This is a genomic window from Eubacterium ventriosum (assembly GCF_025150745.1).
GTDB classification, from domain to species: Bacteria; Bacillota; Clostridia; order Lachnospirales; family Lachnospiraceae; genus Eubacterium_G; species Eubacterium_G ventriosum.
On the sequence record NZ_CP102282.1, the window covers coordinates 1,741,114 to 1,765,584 of the forward strand.

19 protein-coding genes are annotated in these 24,471 nt (G+C 33.2%); 15 read left to right on the forward strand and 4 right to left on the reverse strand.

The window, feature by feature from the left end; all coding sequences use genetic code 11:
* Nucleotides 1-33: 33 nt before the first annotated feature.
* Nucleotides 34-267, reverse strand: coding sequence for a hypothetical protein (locus NQ558_RS07785; protein WP_005362949.1), 234 nt, complete (start codon nt 265-267; stop codon nt 34-36).
* Between the two features lie 73 nt (nt 268-340).
* On the opposite strand from NQ558_RS07785, the gene NQ558_RS07790 reads away from it, so the two are divergent.
* The 6 genes from NQ558_RS07790 to ppk1 all read left to right on the forward strand — a co-directional run bounded on the left by NQ558_RS07790 (nt 341) and on the right by ppk1 (nt 9,378).
* Complete coding sequence (locus NQ558_RS07790; protein WP_005362948.1) at nt 341-1,327, forward strand: S8 family peptidase; 987 nt, start codon at nt 341-343, stop codon at nt 1,325-1,327.
* Nucleotides 1,328-1,417: 90 nt separating this feature from the next.
* On the forward strand, nt 1,418-2,626 hold the full coding sequence (locus tag NQ558_RS07795; protein ID WP_005362946.1) for an NADP-dependent isocitrate dehydrogenase: 1,209 nt from the start codon (nt 1,418-1,420) through the stop codon (nt 2,624-2,626).
* Nucleotides 2,627-2,769: 143 nt separating this feature from the next.
* Nucleotides 2,770-3,966, forward strand: a complete 1,197-nt coding sequence (locus NQ558_RS07800) for a hypothetical protein (RefSeq protein WP_005362944.1) — start codon at nt 2,770-2,772, stop codon at nt 3,964-3,966.
* A gap of 138 nt (nt 3,967-4,104) precedes the next feature.
* Nucleotides 4,105-5,838 carry an ABC transporter ATP-binding protein gene (locus NQ558_RS07805; RefSeq protein WP_005362942.1) on the forward strand — a complete coding sequence of 578 codons (1,734 nt, stop codon included), beginning with the start codon at nt 4,105-4,107 and terminating at the stop codon, nt 5,836-5,838.
* 214 nt (nt 5,839-6,052) lie between these two features.
* Entirely contained in the window at nt 6,053-7,129 is a 1,077-nt protein-coding gene (locus tag NQ558_RS07810; RefSeq protein WP_040447087.1) for a 6-phosphofructokinase, read from the forward strand.
* Between the two features lie 23 nt (nt 7,130-7,152).
* Nucleotides 7,153-9,378, forward strand: a complete 2,226-nt coding sequence (ppk1, locus tag NQ558_RS07815; RefSeq protein ID WP_242652144.1) for a polyphosphate kinase 1 — start codon at nt 7,153-7,155, stop codon at nt 9,376-9,378.
* Between the two features lie 931 nt (nt 9,379-10,309).
* Here the strand turns inward: ppk1 and arcC are convergent.
* On the reverse strand, nt 10,310-11,242 hold the full coding sequence (gene arcC / locus NQ558_RS07820; RefSeq protein ID WP_005362938.1) for a carbamate kinase: 933 nt from the start codon (nt 11,240-11,242) through the stop codon (nt 10,310-10,312).
* Nucleotides 11,243-11,311: 69 nt separating this feature from the next.
* Nucleotides 11,312-13,231 (reverse strand): ribosomal protection-like ABC-F family protein, encoded by a 1,920-nt coding sequence (gene abc-f, locus NQ558_RS07825; protein ID WP_040447085.1) that lies wholly within the window; start codon nt 13,229-13,231, stop codon nt 11,312-11,314.
* Nucleotides 13,232-13,416: 185 nt separating this feature from the next.
* On the opposite strand from abc-f, the gene NQ558_RS07830 reads away from it, so the two are divergent.
* The 5 genes from NQ558_RS07830 to NQ558_RS07850 all read left to right on the forward strand — a co-directional run bounded on the left by NQ558_RS07830 (nt 13,417) and on the right by NQ558_RS07850 (nt 17,969).
* A complete protein-coding gene (locus NQ558_RS07830; protein ID WP_005362934.1) occupies nt 13,417-14,052 on the forward strand; it encodes a redox-sensing transcriptional repressor Rex in 636 nt (211 codons plus the stop codon).
* 3 nt (nt 14,053-14,055) lie between these two features.
* A complete protein-coding gene (locus tag NQ558_RS07835; RefSeq protein ID WP_005362932.1) occupies nt 14,056-15,537 on the forward strand; it encodes a bifunctional ADP-dependent NAD(P)H-hydrate dehydratase/NAD(P)H-hydrate epimerase in 1,482 nt (493 codons plus the stop codon).
* Entirely contained in the window at nt 15,537-16,724 is a 1,188-nt protein-coding gene (gene alr / locus NQ558_RS07840) for an alanine racemase (protein ID WP_005362931.1), read from the forward strand. The genes NQ558_RS07835 and alr overlap by 1 nt, the downstream gene beginning before the upstream one ends.
* A gap of 76 nt (nt 16,725-16,800) precedes the next feature.
* Nucleotides 16,801-17,148, forward strand: coding sequence for a type II toxin-antitoxin system PemK/MazF family toxin (locus NQ558_RS07845; protein WP_005362929.1), 348 nt, complete (start codon nt 16,801-16,803; stop codon nt 17,146-17,148).
* Between the two features lie 92 nt (nt 17,149-17,240).
* Entirely contained in the window at nt 17,241-17,969 is a 729-nt protein-coding gene (locus NQ558_RS07850; RefSeq protein ID WP_005362927.1) for a YebC/PmpR family DNA-binding transcriptional regulator, read from the forward strand.
* A 170-nt stretch (nt 17,970-18,139) separates the two neighbouring features.
* On the opposite strand, the gene NQ558_RS07855 is transcribed toward NQ558_RS07850, so the two are convergent.
* On the reverse strand, nt 18,140-18,760 hold the full coding sequence (locus tag NQ558_RS07855; RefSeq protein ID WP_005362925.1) for a hypothetical protein: 621 nt from the start codon (nt 18,758-18,760) through the stop codon (nt 18,140-18,142).
* Nucleotides 18,761-19,064: 304 nt separating this feature from the next.
* On the opposite strand from NQ558_RS07855, the gene NQ558_RS07860 reads away from it, so the two are divergent.
* From NQ558_RS07860 to NQ558_RS07875, 4 genes are all read left to right on the forward strand, one after another.
* Nucleotides 19,065-20,633 carry an O-antigen ligase family protein gene (locus tag NQ558_RS07860; RefSeq protein WP_198006744.1) on the forward strand — a complete coding sequence of 523 codons (1,569 nt, stop codon included), beginning with the start codon at nt 19,065-19,067 and terminating at the stop codon, nt 20,631-20,633.
* Nucleotides 20,634-20,720: 87 nt separating this feature from the next.
* On the forward strand, nt 20,721-23,018 hold the full coding sequence (locus NQ558_RS07865; protein ID WP_005362922.1) for a fibronectin type III domain-containing protein: 2,298 nt from the start codon (nt 20,721-20,723) through the stop codon (nt 23,016-23,018).
* Nucleotides 23,018-23,497 (forward strand): 23S rRNA (pseudouridine(1915)-N(3))-methyltransferase RlmH, encoded by a 480-nt coding sequence (rlmH, locus tag NQ558_RS07870; RefSeq protein WP_005362921.1) that lies wholly within the window; start codon nt 23,018-23,020, stop codon nt 23,495-23,497. Before NQ558_RS07865 ends, rlmH begins: the two co-directional genes overlap by 1 nt.
* A gap of 338 nt (nt 23,498-23,835) precedes the next feature.
* Nucleotides 23,836-24,399 (forward strand): DUF3793 family protein, encoded by a 564-nt coding sequence (locus tag NQ558_RS07875; RefSeq protein ID WP_040447082.1) that lies wholly within the window; start codon nt 23,836-23,838, stop codon nt 24,397-24,399.
* The last annotated feature ends 72 nt before the right edge of the window (nt 24,400-24,471 follow it).

The window sequence follows — 24,471 nt, forward strand, 5'->3', positions numbered from 1 at the left end:
GAAAGTCGTATTGGTAAAAGTCGTTGTCATCAACTAGCAGCCGCAACCACAGCCGTTTCCATTACCAAAGAATGAACCACAACCGCCACAGCAGCTAAGAAGCAAAATAATCCAGATAATGCTTGAGCAGTCATTACCGCCACAACCACAGCCTGAGCCGTTGCCACAACCTCCACAACACAAAAGTATAAGGATAAGGAGTAAACAGTTGTTGTTTCCACCGTCTCCGCAACCACATCCACAGTTTGTTGCTGCTAAATCACTCATTTTGAATCTCCTAATTTTTGTTTACACTAAAGTATATGTAACCTGACCTGTTCCGGTTACAAAAAAATAAAAAATGTTAAAAAGCTACAAGGACAAAAGCAAAAATAAGCCATATATTATAGTAGAAATATCAGATAAAATAATGGTAAATATAATGAAGAAGGTAAGACAAATTCTAAACATAGATAGTTTGCACAAAAATAATATAATGGGAGAAAATGTGACAGTTGCAGTCCTTGATACGGGAATATACAATCATCCTGATTTTGGGGAAAGAATAATAAAATATAAGGATTTTGTAAACGGAAAAACAGCCATTTATGACGATGAGGGACACGGAACTCATGTAACGGGAATACTGGCAGGAGATGGAAAAATGTCTAACGGCTTTTTTAAAGGAATTGCGCCTAAGTCGGACATAGTATCACTGAAGGTTCTTGATAAAAGAGGCATTGGCAAGGAAGATAACGTAATAAGTGGAATTTGGTGGATTATTGATAATGGAAAGAAATATAACATAAAAGTGGTTAACATATCTTTTGGCACATTTAATAAAGAGGGAAATAATAAGAAATTAATTGAGGCTGTGGAACTTTTATGGGACATGGGATATGTTATTATAGCTGCAGCAGGAAATAATGGACCGGAATATGGAACTGTGTCAATTCCCGGAAGCAGTAAGAAGATAATTACAGTTGGGGCATTAGATGATAATATTAAGATGATAGTAAACGGTAGGATTACAAAGAATTACTCAGGTAGAGGTCCAACAAAAGAGTGCGTTCAAAAACCTGATATTTTGGCTCCGGCCAATGGCATATACAGTTGCAGTAATGGCATAAAGTCAGGATACAGCTATGTACCAAAAAGCGGAACATCAATGGCAACACCTATAGTTTCAGGCGTGATTTGTATGATTTTAGGCATTAATAAGGAAATGTCTAACATACAATGCAAGAAGTTGATAAGGAATACGGCAATTGATTTAAAAATGGAAGGAAACAGGCAGGGCTGGGGAAAAATCAACCCTGAAAAAATGGTTAATTTTTGTAAGAAATAAAAAAAAAGCAGGGGAATTTGTTTACTTTAGCAATGTAATTAGTTATAATCTAGTGGAGTAGTTTGATAGCTTAATTTAGGAGGAAATATAATGGAAAAGATTAAAATGACAACTCCATTGGTAGAAATGGATGGCGATGAAATGACAAGAATCCTTTGGAAAATGATCAAAGAAGAATTGTTATTACCTTTTGTTGATTTAAAGACAGAATATTATGATTTAGGACTTGAGTATAGAAATGAGACTAATGACCAAGTTACTTTTGATTCTGCAGAAGCAACTAAGAAATACGGTGTAGCTGTAAAATGTGCAACAATCACACCTAACGCAGCAAGAATGCCGGAATACCATCTTAAGGAAATGTGGAAGAGTCCTAATGGTACTATTAGAGCTATTCTTGACGGAACAGTATTTAGAGCACCTATCATTGTAAAAGGTATTGAACCATACGTAAAGAACTGGAAGAAGCCTATTACAATTGCAAGACACGCATATGGTGATGTTTACAAGGGTGTTGAAATGAAGATTCCTGCAGCAGGCAAGACAGAACTTGTTTACACTAACGAAGCAGGAGAAGAAACAAGAGAATTAATTCACGATTTTAAGGGTGCAGGAATTATCCAGGGTATGCATAACTTAAATGAATCTATAGAAAGTTTTGCAAGAAGTTGTTTCAATTTTGCATTAGATACAAAGCAGGATCTTTGGTTTGCAACAAAAGATACAATTTCAAAGAAATATGACCACACATTTAAAGATATTTTCGCTGAAATTTTTGAAGCTGAATATAAAGAAAAATTTGATGAAGCAGGAATTGAATATTTCTACACACTTATTGACGATGCAGTAGCACGTGTAATGAGATCAGAAGGTGGATATATTTGGGCTTGTAAGAACTATGACGGTGATGTAATGTCAGATATGGTTGCAACAGCATTCGGTTCATTATCAATGATGACATCAGTACTTGCTTCACCACAGGGTTACTACGAATATGAAGCAGCTCACGGTACAGTACAGAGACATTATTACAAGTACTTAAAGGGTGAAGAAACATCAACTAACCCTATCGCAACAATTTTTGCATGGTCAGGAGCTTTAAGAAAACGTGGAGAACTTGACAAACTTCCTGAACTTATGGAATTTGCAGACAAGCTTGAAAAGGCATGTATCGACACAATTGAAAATGGCGAAATGACAGGAGATTTATATTTAATTTCAACACTTGAAAACAAGAAGAAATTAAACACAGAAGAGTTCATTATGGCTATTAGAAAGACATTAGAAGGATTAATGTAGGGTAATAAATATTAGAACGTGTCCAAAGGTTATTTTTCTACCATTGTACAAGCACAGATGGGAAAGACCTTTTGACACTGTGATAATATTTTATTATATAGTTTCTATTATTAATAAGGTTAAAAACGAAGGGAGAAGGGAATATGAAAATTAGTAAGAAGATTTCAGTAATTACATTGGCAGCATTGTTTTCATTGTTATTTGCAATGACAGCTTTTGGTGCAACAGGAAAGGTTACAGGATTAAAGCAGGAGAAGGCTTCAACTACTACTGTAAGTATTGCTTGGGATAACTATTTAGGAACTAATGTGAAATATATAATTGAAACATCTTATGATAATCAGACTTTCACAAGAACAGATTCAAGTTATTCAGCATCAGATTTACTTTATGTTAAGGCATTAAAGCCTGTTTATGTAAGAGTAAAGGCTGTAAGTACTACTAATGAGAACACAGTTTATGCTATTTCTGATTCAATTCAGGTAGCATCAGTACCTGCTGATGTTAAGGATTTAAGACAGACAACAGCTACAACATCAAGCATAACAATTAGTTGGACAGCTAGTGAAGGTGCTACATCTTATGAGATTGTCAGATTTGTAAATAATAATGAATATGTAGTAGGTTCAACAACATCAACTACATATACAGTAGACGGTTTTAACAACAAACTTCAGAACGATACTTGCGTTGGTGTAAGACCTGTTAGAACAGTTAATGGATTTTCTGCAAAGACAACAGGATTCTATAATACGGAATACTTGAGTCCATATAAGATTAATCTTGTTCCTGAAAAGGTTCAGGGATTAGCAATTACAAACTATTATAATTCTTTAAAAGAGGTTACATTTGGGTTTACACAGCCTGAATACCACGATGGTTATGTATATGAACTTTACACATACAAGAATAAGAAAGTATCTTCAGGTAATATTACAAGTACATCATACAATCTTTTAAAGAACATTAAGAACCAGTTCTACAAATTACGAGTAAGAGCTTATGTAACAATTGATAACAAGAACTACTATGGTGCATGGTCTGATTACACAGTTTTTGCATTACAGCCAAAGGTTGGACTTAAGAAATCAGGTAAGAAGTTAAAGATTACTTGGAAGAAAGTTAGTGGAGCAAAGAACTATACAGTTTACATGTCTACATCAAAGACTGGTGGTTACAAGAAACTTACTACAACAAAGAAGCGTGCTTATACAGCTAAAAAATTCAAAAAGAAGAAGCTTAATAAGAAGAAAACATACTATGTTTATGTAGTGGCAAACAGAAAAGAAGGCAAGAAAACTTATAAATCAAAAGCAGTTAACTGCTATTATTTATACTAAAAGTATTTGCCTGTAACGATTGCAGGTAGTAACAAAGGGATCGTCGTGGTGGCGGTCCCTTTATGATAAAAAATATTCAATAAGATATTGGTATTTTAAAAGAAATTGAGCAAAATATATTTAAGGCAGGAAGAGAAAATGTTAGAGAATTTAAAGAAACTTGTGTCATATTACAAACCTTATAAGAAAGTTTTTCTGGCAGATATGTTTTTTGCAATAATGGCATCATTTATAGCATTGCTAATACCGCTGGTGGTAAGATATGTTACGGCAAAAGTAATATATATGCCAGCAGAACAGGTTGTAAAAACAATGATTATCATAGCTATCGTTGTAGGAATTTTGATTTTGTTCCAGTGTTATTGTAATTATTACATTGCCAATTATGGTCACGTAATGGGTGCAAAAATCGAATATGACATGAGAGCAGAAATATTTGGACATTTTCAAAAATTATCTTTTTCATTTTATGACGATGAAAAAGTAGGACAGTTAATGTCAAGAATAACATCGGACCTTTTTGACATTACTGAATTATTACATCATGGCCCGGAAAACGTAACCATATCAGTAATAAAGATTATAGGAGCTTTGGCAATTCTTTTAAGCATAAATGTAAGACTTGCTCTTATAGCATTTTTATTAGTTCCATTTATGCTTGTTTACGCATATTTCTTTAATAAGAAAATGAAACAGGCGTTTAGAGTTAACAGAATTAAAATAGCGGAAATAAACGCACAAATAGAAGACAATCTTTCAGGAATAAGAGTGGTAAAATCTTTTGCCAACGAAGACTTGGAAAATAAAAAATTTAAAGTGGGAAACGATGCTTTCCTTGAAGCAAAAAAGAACAACTATAAGTATATGGGTGGATACAACTCAGGACTTACAGCTTTTACAACAATGATTAATCTTCTTGTTATAGTTTCAGGGGGATTAATGATAACTAAGGACATGATATCTGTAACAGACCTTGTTACATTTTTATTATATATAAATATTTTTACAGATCCTATTAAAACGTTAATTGATTTTACGGAACAGTTTCAGAATGGATATTCAGGATATGAAAGATTTCTACAGATTCTTTCAATTGAACCTGAAATTAAGGATAGTGAAAACGCAGTTTCAATAAGTAATGTTAAAGGTGACATTAAACTTGAAGATGTTTCATTTAAGTATAATGACAGCTCTCATAGAGTTTTGAAGCATATTAATCTGGAAGTTAAGGCAGGCTCTTATGTGGCACTTGTAGGTTCATCAGGAGCAGGTAAGACTACACTTTGCAATCTTATTCCAAGATTTTATGAAGCCACAAGTGGAAAAATAACTATTGATGGAAAAGACATTAAAGACATAAAATTAAAAGATTTAAGAGATAATATAGGTATAGTGCAGCAGGATGTTTACCTTTTCGTTGGAACAGTTTATGACAATATCAGATACGGTCGCCCTGATGCTACAAGAGAGGAAGTAATTGCGGCGGCAAAAGAAGCTAATGCGTATGATTTTATAATGTCACTTCCAAATGGCTTTGAGACAGATATAGGACAGAGAGGTATTAAGCTGTCAGGCGGACAGAAACAGCGAATTTCAATAGCAAGAGTATTCCTTAAGAATCCTCCAATATTGATTTTTGATGAGGCAACATCTGCACTTGATAACGAAAGTGAAAAGATAGTACAGGAATCAATGGAAAAACTGGCAAAGAACAGAACAACAATGGTAATTGCCCATAGATTGTCTACTATAAGAAATGCAGAAAAGATTCTGGTTTTAACAGACAAGGGAATAGAAGAACAAGGTACACATAAGGAATTAATGGACAAACATGGAATATACTATGATTTGTACAATGTGATTGAAAAATAAAAATGTCACATAAAAAGATATTGCACAATATCATTTAAAAGTGTACTAGAAAACATATAACAAAGAGACAAAATAATAGAATATTTAACACGGATTTAACCAAACCCGGACAGAACATTTACATTGATATAGTAATATTGAAGAGACATATGATTGGAATGTTCTGCCGGGTTTTCTTTTATTATAATAAAACAAAAAATCAGGAGGTGCGGTTGTGATTAAAGTCGGAATACTTACAAGTGGTGGAGATTGTCAGGGATTAAACGGAGCAATGTATGGATTGGTTAAAGGATTAACTGAAACCAATAAGGATAAGGTTGAAATTTATGGAATTTTGGACGGTTACACAGGTCTTATTAATGGTGATTATAAGAAAATGAAGCCGGAAGAGTTTGAGAATATTTTAAATTTGGGAGGCTCCATCCTTGGAAATTCAAGACAACCATTTAAGAAGATTAATGAGCCTGATGAAAAAGGCAGAAACAAAGTAGAGGCAATGATTTCTAATTATAAAAAGATGGAACTTGATTGTCTTGTGGTTTTAGGAGGAAATGGTTCCCACAAAACAGCAAATCTTTTGTCAGAGAAGGGCTTAAACATTGTAACTCTTCCAAAAACTATAGATAATGATATTAACGGAACAGATATGACTTTCGGATTTCAGTCAGCCATTGATATTGCAACAAGAACTCTTGATGAGTTGCATACAACGGCAAAGTCACACGGAAGAATTATGATTGCTGAAATTATGGGAAATAAGGCAGGCTGGCTTACGTTATATTCAGGAATAGCAGGAAAGGCAGATGTAATCTTAATACCCGAAATTCCATATAATATTGAGAAAATAAGCCAATATATAAAAGATAAGCTTAAAAATGGCAGAAAGCATATTATTCTTGCAGTGGCAGAAGGAATTATTTCACAGGAAGAGACAAAGCTTTTAAAGAAAGAACTTAAGCAGAAAAGAGCAAAAGACGGATATATTTCAGCAGGCTACCGTTTGGAGGCTGAACTTAGTGAAAAAATTGACGGCGAAGTTAGAGTTGTTGTACCGGGCCATATTCAAAGAGGTGGTAATCCTTGTGCTTTTGATAGAGTTCTTACTTCAAGAATCGGTGTTAAAGGTGCAGAACTGATCCTTAATAAGCAATATGGAAGAATGGTGGCCGTACAAAGCAACAATATTACAAGTGTGCCATTAAGTACAGCGGTTGAAAAACCAAAACGTGTAGATCCAAATGATGAAATTATAAGACAGGTTAGAATGTTAGGCATATGCTTAGGAGATTAATAAGTAAACTCAGGTGGTTTAAAATGGAAATAAATAAGAAAAACGAAATAGACGTAACTGAAAATAATCCAATCATAGAGAAGAATAAAGGTCCTCAGCCGGAAATGAAAAGTGGGTTACAGGAAAAGAAAAACTTAAAGGCAGAAGGAACAAAAGCTGAAAATGTAAAAGAAGTTGTTAGAGGAAAGCACAAAGTTTTGCCTTGCTATGATAACAGGGAATTGTCATGGCTTAAATTTAATGAAAGAGTTTTAGATGAAGCCAGTGATGAAGATGTTCCGTTGTGTGAAAGATTAACTTTCGTAAGTATTTTTTCAACTAATCTTGACGAATTTTATAGAGTTAGAGTAGGCTCAATTTATGATCAGATGATTATTTCTGACAAAAAAAGAGAAAACAAAACTTATATGACATCAAGCGAGCAGTTAGAACATATTTTTAAAAGAACGAAGGAATTGTTAAAGAAGAAAGAGCATATATATAATGACTTGATGAAAGAAGTTAAGAATTATGGCGTGCAAATTGTAAATTTTGATAAACTTTCAAAAGAAGAAAAAGATGGAATGGAGAATTATTTTAAGAATAATGTTATGCCGTTATTATCTCCACAGGTAATTGGAAAGAAGCATCCATTTCCATTCCTAAATAATCAGGAAATATATGCTGTTGCACTTCTTGAGTCCAAAAACAATGATAAGATTTGCATTGTTCCTTGCAGAAGTAGTGTTTTTAACAGGCTTGTTCAAATAGTGCCGGGTAGTGGCAGATATATGCTTATTGAAGAACTTATACTTCATTATATGCCTATGATTTTTGAAAACTATACAGTAAAAAGCAAGTCTTTAATAAGAATTACAAGAAACGCAGACATTGATATTGATGAGATTTTTGCAGACGAAGATATTAGCTACAGAGAATCAATGGAAGAAATGATTAGAATGCGTACAAAGCTTTGTCCAATAAGAATGGAATATTCAAGAGTGTTAGATGAAAAGGTTATTAGAAGTCTTTGTAAAGAATTAAATCTTAAAAAAGAGCAGACTTTCCATCAGGAAACACCACTTGATTTTGATTTCGTATTTAAGATTCAGGATATGCTTAGAAACAGAAAAGAATTATTCTTTAAGAGAAGGATTCCGCAGGTTTCTACAGCAATTGACAAAACACAACCTATGATTGATCAGATTGAAAAGAAAGACATTCTGTTAAGTTATCCTTTTGAAAGCATGACAAGTTTTATTAATCTTTTAAAGGAAGCTGCCGCAGATCCAAATGTTGCTTCAATAAAGATGACTCTTTATAGAGTTGCCAAAAACTCACAGGTAGTTGAGGCTTTAATTGACGCGGCCGAAAACGGAAAAGAAGTTGTGGTAATGGTTGAACTTAGAGCAAGATTTGATGAACAGAACAATATTGAGTGGTCAAGGAGAATGGAAGATGCAGGATGCAGAATTATTTACGGAATCGACCATACAAAAGTTCATTCAAAAATTTGTCTTATTTCATATAAGAAAGACAATCAGGTTAAGCATATTACACAGGTTGGAACAGGCAATTATAACGAGAAGACATCAAAACTTTACACTGACTTGTCACTGATGACAGCTAACGAAGATATTGCTAAAGAAGTAGCAGAAGTCTTCAACAAAATATGTTTGGAACAGGTAGTTGAAGAAACAGAGCATCTTCTTGTATCACCTAAATGTATGCAGAGCAAAATAGTGGAGCTTATTGACAATGAAATCGAAAAAATAGCAGAAGGTAAGGAAGGATACATAGGATTTAAGTGCAACTCACTTACTGATAAAGTTATAATTAAAAAACTTATTGAAGCTTCTAACAAAGGTGTAAAGGTTGATATGGTTATAAGAGGAATTAGTTGTCTTATAGCCGGCGTTCCGGGATATACCGAAAACATAACAATAAAAAGTATAGTTGGAAGATATCTTGAACATTCAAGAATCTATATTTTCGGTAAGGAGCCTTTGGACAAAATATATATATCTTCAGCAGACTTAATGACAAGAAACACAGTCAGAAGAGTAGAAGTTGCTGCACCAATATACGATGAAGCAATAAAGAAACGTATAAGAGGTATGTTTAACATAATGCTTTCAGATAACGTAAAAGGAAGAAGAATGAAGCCTAATGGAAAATATTGCAAAGACGAAATCACAGGCGAAGCAATCAATTCACAGGAATACTTTTTTGAGGAAGCTTATGGAGAACATAAGCTAGAGAAATATTGAATGGTTAATTGATTTCCTGACAGCTTTTTCTTTGGAAGTAAGGTGATTCTTTGAAGATTTATCTTCTCATTTTCCGTACTAAGTCGTCCGGGGCGGTGTCCACGCCACGGGGTACAGTATACTTATGATTGTTGTAGGAATTACGTGTCATATGAAAGAAATATTGTGACACACGTAATTTATTGAAGAAATCTTTGATATTTTGCCTGCGATTACGTGTCATTTGAAGTAAATGCTGTGTCACACGTAATTTAATGAAGAAATCTAGAAAATTCGTCTGCGATTACGTATCATATGAAGTAAATGCTGTGTCACACGTAATTCAATGAAGAAATCTAGAAAATTCGTCTGCGATTACGTGTCATTTGAAGTAAATGCTGTGTCACACGTAATTTAATGAAGAAATCTAGAAAATTCGTCTAAAATTACGTGTCATATGAAAGAAATATTGTGACACACGTAATCAGAAGCAAAAAGCTTGCTATCACGTGAAAAATTACGTGTCAGCAAAAGAAATTATCATATGACAAGTAATTGAAAATACAATTACGGATTGTGAGACAAAATCACTCCTGGAAAACGTAAAATATGTCAATTTTCTTCTCCAATAACCACCGATTACGGAATCTAGCAACCGAAACACTATATAATCCGTAAATCATAGAAAAAAGCTTGTCTGTTCGTCACCGATTACGGAATCTAGCAACTGAAACGCGCTATATAATCCGTAAATGAAAGAAAAGGTTTGTCCCAATCACTGGTGATACAATACCGACACAATATTCTGACAACAAAAAACACAGGGCTGATTCACAGCCCTGTGCCATTGTCATTATATCTTGTTTTAATAATGGTATTAATATATCCAAATATCAATATATTAATATATCAATATATCCAAATACCAAATATCAATATATCCAAACCTGAATTATTCAATTATTGTTCCGACTTTTCCACGGATTCCTTCTTTAGCTTTTGAAAGGTTTGTAATTATAGCCTTACGTCCCTTGCCGGCTAATACGAATGAAAGTGAAGCATCAATCTTAGGTAATGATGTTACAGGATCAAAGTGTCCTTCATCGATTAACTTCTGAGCTTCTTCAGCAGTAAGGTTCTTTAATTCCTCCTGTGTGCCGTTGTTGTCGATTGTAAGGTAATCGTTTGATGTAAGAATCATAAGAGCAGAAGCGTCTAACATGTCAGCTAACTTAGCTGCTGTGTAGTCTTTTTCAATAACTGCGCTGGCACCCTTTAAACCTGTACGCTGTTCAAGAACAGGAATTCCGCCACCACCTGCTGCAATAACAAGCTGGTGAGCATCAACTAAAGCCTTGATAGCATCAATTTCATAAATATCAATAGGCTTAGGGCTGGCAATTATTCTTCTATAACCATCCTGATCCTCTTCGTATTCAACATAGTTACCTTTCTTCTTTTCGTTTTCAGCTTCTTCCTTAGTCATTAATCTGCCGATAACCTTAGAAGGAGCATTGAAAGCTCTATCGAAAGGATCAACACGAACCTGAGTGATAATAGTACTTACAGGTTTGTAAATTCCTCTGTGAAGTAATTCAGTACGAATAGCATTCTGAAGGTCAAAACCGATATATCCCTGACTCATTGCACCACAAATTGACATAGGAGCAACTGTTCTGTCAGGATCAAGTCTTGAATATTCAGTCATGGCTGTCTGAATCATACCAACCTGTGGTCCATTACTGTGAGTAATAATAACTTCATATTTTTCTTCTACTAAATCAGCAATAGCCTTTGCTGCTGCCTTTACACGTTCCTGCTGCTTAGGAAATGATTCACTGAAAGCATTTCTTCCTAAAGCAACAACTACTTTTTTATTCTCCATAATACTGTCTCCTTAAACGTAAAAACTATAAAATTATTTTAAGATAAATTAGCACAAAATGCAATATTATTAGTCAAGTTGGTCAGATAAAATCTCCCATTGATCCATAAGTTCATCTAATCGTTCGCTTATTTCATTCTGTTCTTTGCTAATTTCGTTAAGTTTTGCGGAATTAGTGGAAACAGCAGGATCTGCTAATAACTCATCCAGTTCATTTAATCTGTCTTCTTTTTCTTTAATTTCTTTTTCGACTTTTGAAATATCATTTTTCAATTTCCTAGTCCTTGCGGCTTCAGCCTTCCTTTCTAAATAATCCTGCTTGCCGGAAGAAGTAGAAGTAACTTTTTTCTCCTTTTCAATGGCAGGCGCATATGTTTTGGTTAACTCTTCGCATTTTTCTTCGTAATAATCGTAGTTGCCAAGATAGTTAATTATTTTAGTATTTGTAAGTTCAAGAATTCTTGAAGCAGTCTGGTTAATAAAATAACGGTCATGAGATACATAGAAAACAGTTCCGGTATAATTATTAATGGCATTTTCAAGAATTTCTTTAGATGTCATATCCAAATGGTTAGTAGGTTCGTCAAGGATAATAAGATTAGCCTCTGAAAGCATAAGCTTAGCAAGAGAAAGACGACCTTTTTCGCCTCCGCTTAAATCCTTTACAAGTTTGAAAACATCATCTCCGGTAAACATAAAAGCAGCAAGAGTATTTCTAATCTTAGTATTAGTCATATCAGGGTAAGCATCAGCAATTTCCTCGAATAGAGTGTTAGAATCTTCAAGGTTGTGATGTTCCTGATCATAATATCCTATATGAACGTTAGTACCAAGCTTTACAGTTCCGGCATCAGCACTGATAATATCATTAATAATCTTAAGAATAGTAGTTTTTCCTGTTCCGTTATCGCCAATTAAGGCAACGTGTTCACCACGTTTGATTTCAAAACTAATATCAGAAAAAAGATGAAGATTATCAAATGATTTTGAAAGTCCTTCAACTGTCAAAACATCATTACCGCTTATACAGTCAGGTTCTAACTTAATATTCATTACATCTTTTAATTCTTCAGGTTTATCAATTCGTTCCATATTGGCAAGAGCTTTTTCACGGCTTTCAGCACGCTTATAGAACTTTTCCTGCTTATAAGAACGAAGCTTTGCAATAACCTCTTCCTGGTGCTTGATTTCACTTTGCTGTTTCAGGTAAAGATTCAGCTGTGCCTGACGTAATTGTTTTTTCTTAACCGAAAAATCAGAGTAGTTGCCATCATAAACGTGGCAGTGTGTATTTTCAATTTCAATTACCTTAGTAACTATTTTGTCGAGAAAATATCTGTCGTGGGCAATTATGAGAACTGCACCATTATAGTTAGATAAATATGTTTCAAGCCACTTGATTGAAGTAAGGTCTAAGTGGTTGGTAGGTTCATCAAGCATAATAATGTCAGGCTTTTCAAGAAGAAGCTTGCAAAGGGCAACTCTTGTTTTCTGACCGCCGGAAAGAGTGCCAACCTCTCTGTTAAAGTCATCCTCAGTAAAACCTAAACCTTTAATAACACCTTCGATTTCACTTTTGTATGAATAACCATTAAGTAATTGAAAGCGATGTTCCAAATTAGTGTAATTTTCCATAAGTTTGTGGAGTTCATCACCTGAAACACCGGACATTGCCTTTTCATATTCAACAAGTTTCTTTTCCATATTTATAATATCAGCCTTAACGGATTTTACTTCATCATAGATTGAATTGTGTGAAGCAAGATCTTGGTACTGAGCAAGATATCCTATAGTCTTGTTTTTACCAAGGGTGATTGTACCGTTATCAGCACTAAGTTCACCCATTATAATTTTCATAATAGTAGATTTTCCTGCTCCGTTATTACCGACAATGGCAGCTTTCTCACCATCATTTACGAAAAAAGAGCAGTCGTCCAAAATTGTATCTACACCGTAAGATTTAGATATATGATTACATGATAATATCATGATAAATCCTCCTAAAGTATTTGTGTTTGCTAACAGTGAACAGTTTACCATAAAAAGACAAAATTTTAAACATATTAGAATGACAAATATTTGACAATCTTTAGGCTAATAACTATAATTGAAACTATATATTGTAGTCTGGGGATAGTGTCGGATTACAAGCACTTAAGCAAGGAGAATAATTAATGAACAAAATATCAAAGGCGGTGGTTACAAGGCTGCCCCGATATTATAGATATTTAGATGAGTTGCGCCAGCAGAATGTGGAGCGTATATCTTCTAAGGAACTGAGTAAACTTATGAATGTAACTGCTTCTCAGATTAGACAGGATTTAAACAATTTTGGTGGTTTCGGGCAGCAGGGATACGGATATAATGTACAGTATCTATATGATGAAATCGGAAAACTTTTAGGACTTGATGTAAAGCACAAGATGATAATAGTTGGAGCGGGAAATCTTGGTCAGGCTATTGCAAACTACGGTAACTTTAGAAACAGAGGATTTGAAATTGCTGCATTGTTTGACAAGAATCCTGATTTAATAGGAAAGAAAACAGCTCACGGTCAGATTTTGGATATTGCAGATATTTATGATTATGTAAAAAAAAATAATGTGGAAATTGTTGCATTAACATTGCCAAAGGGACCGGCTAAAAAGATAGCACAAAAGCTTGTAGAGTGTGGAGTAAAGGCTTTTTGGAACTTTGCACATACAGATTTAAGTTTTTCAGACGATATTATAGTAGAAAATGTTCACTTATCAGAAAGTTTAATGAAGCTTACATATAGAATTTCAGAAAAGAACGATTCTAAGGAGTAATATATGAAAAATATTGTTACAGGTACAGATATGAAAAAGGTAGACAGTTATACCATTAATACAATTGGAATACCGTCATTGGTTTTAATGGAAAGGGCTGCACTGAGTGTGGCAGAGATTGTCTGCAAAAACCAGTTAAAGGATAAGAAAATACTTGTGGTAGCAGGTGTTGGAAACAATGGGGCAGATGGTGTCGCAATCTGTCGAATATTACATTTAAAAGGTTACAACACAGAGTTGTACATTTTAGGTGACATATCAAAAGCCAGTACAGAATTTAAACAGCAGCTTTCCATTGCACATAATATTGGAATTAACATAGTTGGTGATTACAACGATGCAGATGTTATTATTGACAGTATTTTTGGAGTAGGCTTATCCCGTAATGTGGAAGGTGTATATAAAGATGTTATTTCAAAAATCAATAAGGGAAGGAACATTGTATATTCAGTTGATATTCCGTCAGGTGTTAGTGCGGACACAGGTAAAATCTGTGGCGTTGCAGTAAAGGCTAATTGCACTGTAACTTTTGGAAGTTATAAAATTGGTACTGTTTTATATCCTGGAGCAGAATATTGCGGTCAGGTTGTTGTGGCAGATATCGGATTCCCTCAGGAAGCTTATGAACAGATAGAAGAGCAGGTTAAAACTGCAACATTAGAGGATTTTAATTTTATTCCACCAAGACCTAATTATTCTAATAAAGGCACATATGGCAAGATTTTGATTATCGCAGGAAGTAAGGATATTTCCGGTGCGGCGGTTCTTTGTGCTGAAGCGGCATTTAGAGTTGGGGCAGGATTAGTTCGTGTATTTACTGCAGAACAGAACAGACAGATTATTCAAAGATTACTTCCGGAAGCAATGGTGAATACTTATGATGTACATCATTTTAATATGAAATCATTGGAAGCATGCCTTAAGTGGTGTGATGTTGTTGCCATTGGACCGGGAATTGGAACAGGCGTAATTCAAAAGAACATGATTGAAAAAGTTCTTGAATATAATTTGCCAACAGTTATAGATGCAGATGGGATTAACAATATTTCAGAAGACGAAAGATTGAAAAAGAAGTTACACAAGAATGTTGTAATTACACCTCATTTGGGAGAAATGAGCAGATTTTTAAATATTCCGGTTGAGGAGATTGCTTCTAATCTGATTAAATATGGAAGAGAAGTTAATTATAAATATAACATTAACTGTATTTTAAAGGATGCAAGAACAGTTATTACAACGGAACAGGAGACTTTCATTAATCTGTCAGGTAACAGTGGAATGGCTACAGCAGGTTCAGGCGATGTTTTAACAGGGATAGTTGCGGCGCTTATAGGCATAGGTGTTGAATTTAATAACGCAACTGTTTTGGCACCATACATTCACGGATTGGCGGGGGATAAAGCTATGGAATATGTGTCAAAGACATCAATGATGGCAACAGATATTATTGAAGGAATAAAGATTTTATTTAAAGGAATGAGATAATGAAAGATATAGAAAAATACTTTAGAGTATATGCTGAAGTAAATTTAGATGCAATAATTAAAAACATAGAAATGATGAGAGAAAAAATTAAACCTGAAACAGGAATTGTAGGAGTTATTAAGACAGATGGATATGGTCATGGAGCTGTACCCATTGCAAAAGCACTTGAAAATGAATGCGTTGGTTATGCAGTAGCAACAGCTTGGGAAGGACACAATCTTAGAAGACACGGCATTGATAAGCCGTTGTACATACTGGGAGTTGTTCCTGAAAACCTGTGCGATTTAGTAATTAACGAAGAAATGTTACCACCTATATTTACATATAAGATGGCTAAAGCTTTTTCAGATCACGCAGTTAAGTTAAACAAAACAGTTAAATTTAACATTGCAGTTGACACGGGAATGAGCAGAATCGGTTATATTCCAAGTGAAGAAGCAGTAAATGAGGTCGTAGAAATAAGCAAGCTTCCAAATGTGGAGATTGAATCTGCATTTACTCATTTTGCAAAGGCTGATTATGTCGATAAGTCTTTTGCTGAAAAGCAGTTTAAGGAATATAATGATTTTATTGCCAAGGTAGAATCAAAAGGTGTTAAAATACCAATTCATCAGTGTGCAAACAGTGCAGCTATGATGGAAATGCCTGAAACTTCCCTTACAATTTCAAGAGCAGGAATCTCAATGTATGGTTTGTATCCATCAGAAGAGATGGATAAGGATAACATGAAATTAATACCTGCAATGTCTATATACAGTCATGTTGTATATGTTAAGAACATTGAAAAAGGCAGAGGCGTAAGCTATGGTCAGACATTTGTGGCAGATAAGCCGATGACAATAGCAACTATTCCTGTTGGATACGGAGACGGATATCCACGAAACTTAAGCAATAAAGGCTATGTTCTAATTAATGGTAAGAAATGCAACATTCTTGGAAGAGTTTGCATGGACCAGTTTATGGTTGATGTAACAGGTATGGACGTTAAGGAAGGGGACAAGGTTACTCTTGCAGGAAAAGATGGTTCAGAGGAAATATTAATTGATGATTTGGCAGCGTTAGCCGGAACATTTAATTATGAGTTTGTCTGTGACCTTGGAAAAAGAGTGCCAAGAGTATTTGTTAAAGATGGCAAAATAGTTGGCACAAAGGACTACTTTGAAGATGATTATGAAGTAGAAATATAATTTTTTATTATATTTTGAATACACATTACAAAAATTGGAATACTTATATATAAATAAACAATTTTTGGAGTGTGAAATGGTTATTAGACGAGGGGATATATATTATGCAGATCTGCGACCTGTTGTAGGCTCTGAGCAGGGAGGAATAAGACCTGTTCTGGTTATTCAAAACGATACGGGAAACAGGCACAGTCCAACAGTAATTGTTGCGGCAATCACATCAAAAATGACTAAGGCTAAACTGCCGACTCATGTAAAAATAGACTGTGACAAATGCAATATTATAAAAGATTCAATTATTTTATTGGAGCAGTTAAGAACAATCGACAAGAAGCGATTGAAAGATAAGGTTTGTCATTTAGACAGCGAAATGCTTAAAATAGTGGACAAAGCATTATTAATTAGTTTGGAATTAGATACATAAGCTTAGTTGACTATTAATATATAAAATGTTAAAATTTCTAGTGGTTTAAATTAGAAATAGAAATAAAGAAGATTACGGAAGAGAGGATTAATATGTCAGGACATTCAAAATTTGCGAATATTAAACATAAGAAAGAAAAGAATGATGCAGCAAAAGGTAAGATGTTTACAATCATCGGAAAAGAAATCGCTGTAGCAGTTAAGGAAGGCGGAGCAGATCCAAATAATAACAGCAAGCTTCGTGATGTTATTGCAAAGGCAAAAGCAAACAACATGCCTAATGACACAATTGAAAGAGGAATTAAGAAAGCAGCAGGAAATGCAAGTGCAATTAACTATGAAACAGTAAGATATGAAGGATATGGTCCTAATGGTATTGCAATTATTGTTGATGCACTTACAGACAACAGAAACAGAACAGCAGCTAATGTTAGAAACTGTTTCACAAAAGGTGGTGGAAATGTAGGAACACAGGGTTGTGTAGCATACATGTTCGACGAAAAGGGACAGATTATCATTGATAAGGAAGAATGTGATATGGATCCTGATGAACTTATGATGACTGCAATTGATGCAGGAGCTGAAGATTTCCAGGACGAAGAAGACAGCTATGAAGTTATTACAGATCCTAACGAATTTAGCGTAGTAAGAGAAGCATTAGAAGCAGCTGGAGTTGCTATGGCACAGGCTGAAGTTACAATGATTCCACAGAATTATGTTGAATTAACAGATGATGAAGCAATTAAGAAGATGAACATTATTATTGACAGACTTGATGAAGATGAAGATGTTCAGCAGGTATATCATAACTGGGATGAATAATATTAGAAATATTTACATATAAAAAAAGATGGTTTCAAGCGTTAAAGAAAATAAAGTTTGGAACCATTTTTTTATTACAAAGATTGAAATTAGTATATAAAAGAAGCTATAGGGATAGGTAACCTATAGCTTCAGAGGACTAGAAGAATAGTCAAGAGAGTTAATAAAGGCTATTCTTCATATAGTGTATGAAAAATCTGTTCTGTAAGTTCATCTATTAAAGGTTCGTCAGCATTTTCAAATTCCATCATAAGAGCCTTCTTAATACGTTCAGCTCTTGAAAAGAAAAGAATTTCATCAGGCTGGCTTAAGTCAAGTCCCTGATCTAAATCGCTAATTTTCAAATTATCATTAGCCCAGGTATTAATGCTGTCAATAAGTTTATCCTCTTCAGCAGCTTCAATCTTAACCTGCTTAGCATGCATAAAAGAAACAATTCCGGCTATTACAAAAATAATAAAAACACCACCCATTACAGAGTAGAACAACCATGAAGTTTCTGCACTGATTGGAAGAACAATAACCTTGGCAATAATTAAAGCCATAAGAACAAGTCCAACTCCTCCAACAATAAGCATTGTTGCAGCAGAAGATTTAATGTCTTCATATTTGTCTGAAAGTTTCACATAGCTGTTGACCTTATCAGTTGAAAAAACATCAATGTTAGGAACGTACTGTGATTCTTTATTATCTGTTGTTCCGTTATAATCTTCATTAGTTAAATTATTATCTAAATTATCATTTTCAGAAGCTGTTTCAGCTTCATTTAAAATATTATTATTATCAGCCATATTAATTCTCCGTTCTGTAAATATCTTATAAAACAAGTATAAACTAAAACTAAATTTATAACAAGTAAATAACTGATTTTGATAAAAATAAACAGTCAATAAAATAAAAAAGTCTGCGAGTAGTTAATTGATAAAAAAATAAGAATACACCGGGCAAAGAAAACATGGGAGGAGAAAATGAAAAAATATTAATGGATTGTATTTTAAAATGTATAATACCCGGACAAAACATTATAGTTAAGATTGAGAACATAAAATCCATATGGTAAGATGTTAATATAAATCGGACGAAAAGGTAATGGTTATGACAATTTTATCAATTATTTCATTTATTATTCTTTTAATATTTCAGGGAGGTTTTTATCCTTATGCATATTTGATTGTTGCATTAATTGGATGTGCCGGGCTAATAATCTCAAAAAGAAGTATTAATATTACCAAAGAGTTAGTATTTTTGCTTGTTATTTCTTTAGCATATATTTTATCAAGCCTACATAATGGTATTTCCTATGGAATATTAGGACAAACATTTCTTCCGTTAGCTTGTTTTGTTATGGGAGTTGTCTTTTTTTCTCTTGATGATATAGAGAAAAAGACGATTTTAAACAGTTTAATACTAATAGGGATTGTGAGTAGCGTAATCGCTGTTATTATGTATATTTTCTCTGTTGGAGAAAGTAATGGCTTTATAAATGTAGGAAGATTACAATTTACATTTCAGTATGCTAATGTTGCGGGAACTTGGTTTGGTGTAAGTTTTATTTTGGCAAGAGACTCGGAAAATAAAACTTATCAATATTTAAGTGTTTTTAATGTTTTTGCACTTCTTGCTACGAAATCTGTTGGAGCCATAGCAATATTTATTATTCTACAGGTTATTTGGTATGTAAAGAAATCTAGAAAGAATAGAATATTATTAATTGGTACATCTGTGGCTTTAATTATATCTGCGTTTGTAATTGCACGAAGATTTAGCGAGGCTAAATATACATTTATAGAAAGAATAATTCAAAGTATGGACGGAATAAAGGTACAGTTATCACATTGCCTATTTGGAATAGGCACAGGAAACTGGCAATATTTATATCCATATTATCAGTCAGCACAGTATAAAGCAGGAGTTATACACAATAGTTACGTACAGGCAGGGGTAAGTGCAGGATTAATTCCAATGTTAATTTTAATTATTCTATTGGTTATATGCATAAAGAAATATATTAGAAATTATGGATTTGTAACAGAAGCAGCACTTTTTATAATGTTACATAGCATTATGGATTATTGTATGTCGTTTGCTTTTATAGATATTTTACTTGTTTTTCTTTTTGTATATAGCAATGAAGAAGAAATTAAGGTTTTGGATAATAAAATTCAATTAAAAATACCTATAGTTTTATGTTTTATATTGATGAGCCTTGGTCTTTATGGAGTTTTTCAAATAAGGACAATTGAATCATATGAATTACACAATAATTATATTGGACTGATGAAACAATATAATTCTCACAAAAGTATGATGAAGAACGGTTATAGAGAAAATCAGTTATATCTGGAAGCATTAATTGGCTTAAACAAGTCAAAAAAGGTAGAAAAATTTATAGAAAATAATTATCACTTACCGGCAAATTCAGCTTTTGATAAATTGTTGTTGAAAAGTGAAGAGAATGGTTTGATTGTAGATATGGCAATAAATGAAATAAAGAAACAACCATATAATTATGAATTAATACAGCAAGTTACTAAATTAATACAAGAAAAAAAGCCATCAGACAGTGACAAAGAAAAATACAGGAAATATTTAGAAGAGGTTAATGCTAAAATCAAAGAAAAACCTGCTAAATGGTTAAATAATCAGGAAGAAGTGTTGTATTAAAAATATGAACAAAGTGTGAAAATACCCTTGAATGTATAAGTAACATATATTAAAATTTATTTATAAAATTAACGAAGGAGGAAAGTTATGAGATTAAAAACAAGTATTAAAAAAATAAGTGCCATAGGGCTTTCATTAGCTATGACAATTGGTATGGTTCCAATATGGTCAACACAGGCACTTGCAGAAACAGCACAGAAAGCTTATGAGGTTATTCTTGAACCAACAATGGTATATGATAATGTTTATAGTTCTTTCGGAAATAAATTTATAGTGTCAAAGAATAGCTTAAGTGGTGTTGTAGGAGAAGATGGCAAGGAAATTATACCTTGTATATATTCGGGAATTAAAGGAATATATGGAAATAAGTATTTGGCACAGTCAAAGGATTCTATATGGAGTTTGATTGACGAAAAGGGAAATACTGTAACAAAATTCCAAAAAAAATATCAAGATATGCATGGTAGTGAAGATGAGCTATATGGTTATATAAGCGATGAAGAAGGTACTGATTTATTAGATTCAAAAGGAAATGTAATTGAACACTTTGTTGCTAATGATTCAGATCTATACACAGGAACTATAAAATATGACAATATAATATTATTGACCGACAGAAAACATTTTATAGCAGCAAATTATGTTAAAACAACAAGCGATCATGAAGATGTAGAACATTTATATTTGATAACTTTAGATGGAAAAATAGTAAAGGATATAGGTGAATGTACAGGATGGACTGATGAGAATAATAGTATTGTCAGATTTGTTCAGTATGATGAAAAAAATGAAGATAGCTATTACAATACTGGATACGTTAATATGGATGGCAAGACTATTATGGAGAACAATTACGATGATTCCGCTATTATAGATTTAGGAATTGAAATGTATGATAACAATGAATATACATTATATGATTTATCAACTTTCAAGAAAATCTGGACATTAAAATACACTTCTAACGAAGACGAAAAATGTGAGGAGTATGTAATTAATGATAAAGGAATCTACTTTAATATTGACAATAAAAACTGGTATTATGTTGACAAAGAAACTCATACAAAAAAGACATTGGCAGTAGATGGAAAAGTAAGTAGATTACAGACGGTAAGTGATAATTTACTATTAGGATTTGGGGATGATTCAGACAAAAAAATTGCATATATTTTTGATTTAAATGGTAATGTAAAGAATAAGTTTGAATATAAGGATGTTGATTATTTAGCAAATGACATAAATGATTCAAATGGTAAGATTCTTACACTGCGTTACTATACAGATGATTGGGAAAATGAATATGTAGATGCATATGATTTGAGTACAGGAAAGAAAATATTACAGAAGTATAATGATATTAACACAGATGATGGAAAATGGTTTATTGCACAGAAAGATGGAACATTATATCTGATTAATTCAAATGGAGAGAACATTGCAACAATAGGTAAAGGTGGTTATGGATATGTAGACGAAGTAGGACAGTTCCTTTCAGTTAGATTCTTTACAAGTGATGGAAAGTATCTTGGAACATATGCATATAACAATAAAGGAAAGAAATTAATGGATATTGGTGATCAATCAGATTTAGAAAAAATCGACTTTGCCAATGATTGTGTATTAGTTACAAAATATGGAGAGAAAACAAGCTATGAAATAATCGACGTTGATGGAACATCAATCATTAAGGGGACAGATTGTGCAACAGATTCAAAATTGACATCTGATGATATGTGGATAATAACAAAAATTGCAATAAAAGATAGCAATAATAACTGGAAGATGTTTACAGGAAAAAATAAAGCTACAGTTAATTTAGGAAGTTATAATAGTTTGTATTTTTCAGGAAATATAGTAGTTGGTTACAATTATGATTCAAAAGGACAGAATAGAACATACGAAATAATGTCAAGTGTGGATGGAACAATGATAATTCCTAAAGGACAGATTGGAGGAATATCTGAGCCGTATGATGGCAATAAATATGCTGTTAAAGTTAACGGAAAATGGGGAATTTATAAATTTAACCGCGTAACAGCAGCAACTACACCATCAACGCCATCAACACCATCAACACCATCAACACCGGCTGCAAAGATTAAAACTCCGTCAAATGCTAAAGTTGCAAAAGTAAAGGCTGGAAAGAAGAAAGTAACTATTTCAGTTAAGAAAGTGAAAGGCGCTAAGGGATATCTTGTTCAATATTCAACAAACAAAAAGTTTAAAGGTGCAAAGAGCAAGTATGTTAAAAAAAATAGTGCCACAATTAAGAAATTAAAATCAAAGAAAACATATTATTTTAGAGTAAAAGCTTACAAAATGAATGGAAAGAAGAAAGTTCTTTCAAAGAAGTGGAGTGCTGTAAAGAAGGTAAAGGTTAAATAATGAAGATAACAGTTTTAACAGTTGGAAAAATTAAAGAAAAGTTTTACACAGCAGCCATTGATGAGTATTCAAAGCGATTATCAAGATACTGTAAACTTAATATTATTCAGGTGGCAGACGAGAAGACCATCGAGAATAGTACTGAGAAAGAGATGGATATTATAAAAGCTAAGGAAGGCGAGAGAATTCTCAAAAATATTCCCGATGATGCTTTTGTAATAACATTGGAAATCAATGGCAAGATGCTTGATTCAGAAGAACTTGCCGACAAAATTAACAAGTTGGGAATAATGGGCGAAAGCCATATTGTGTTTGTAATCGGTGGTTCCTTAGGATTGCATCAGGACGTTTCAAAGAGAGCAAACTTTAAACTTAGCTTTTCTAAGATGACTTTTCCACACCAGTTAATGAGAGTTATTTTGTTAGAGCAGATTTATAGAAGTTATAGAATAATAAATAACGAACCTTATCACAAATAAAAACAAAATAATAATGCCGTTGCTTTGAAATTAGATTAGTCTATAGGATTTAGGCAACGGACCAAAAGGTATAATCCCTACAGATTTAGAAAAAACTAAATCTGTAGGGATTTTTGCTGTAGAGATATTAAAGAATATGGTAAAAATTTTTAATTGAGAAGCTAGAAGTATAACAAACTAGTTGGGAAATTTTATCAAAAACAGTGCTTGCAATATTCCTAAAGTTAGGATATTATAATAACAGTTAGAAATAACTAACCAAGAATAAATCATTTTGAACCGGATTTATAGGGGGAGGTGTAGTAGCCTCTTCCGTATAAGTCTAAAGGAGGATGCTTATGAGCAGAAATAATGTTTTGGAAAAGTACATAATTGATTTATGCTCACCTACATTGGCATCACTTAAAACAGCAAGTTTAATTAATTGTTACTTCATAAATGAAAAACAACTTGAAAAAGACATGGCAGAATTAAATCTTTTGCTTAACGGCAAAGGGATAAAAATCCAAACTCTTCGTAAAAGTAAAAAATCAGTCCTTATTTATGTATATAGAATAGATATGTTGGCGAAGGATTTAATGAAGCCAGGGGTTAAAGAGGTGTTGACCTATTACGGGTACGACAGTACAGAGCCTGAGAAGGCTATTGAAAAACTTAAAATGAGATTAAGTGAAACTACAGAGTTCCCTCACGAAATTGGATTGTTTTTAGGATATCCGGTGGGGGACGTTGTAGGATTCATAAAAAACAAGGGGAAAAATTTTAAGTGCTGTGGATGTTGGAAAGTTTATTGCGACCAGTGTGAAGCTGAGCGTAGATTTGAACTTTTCAATAAATGTACAAGAATTTACATGAAACAGTGGAAAGCCGGCAAGAGCGTTTTAAAACTTACGGTAGCATAAAATAGTTATATATTAGGACTTTGAAAGAAAATATATAATAAATGTTATATATGAAATAAATTGTATGGAAAA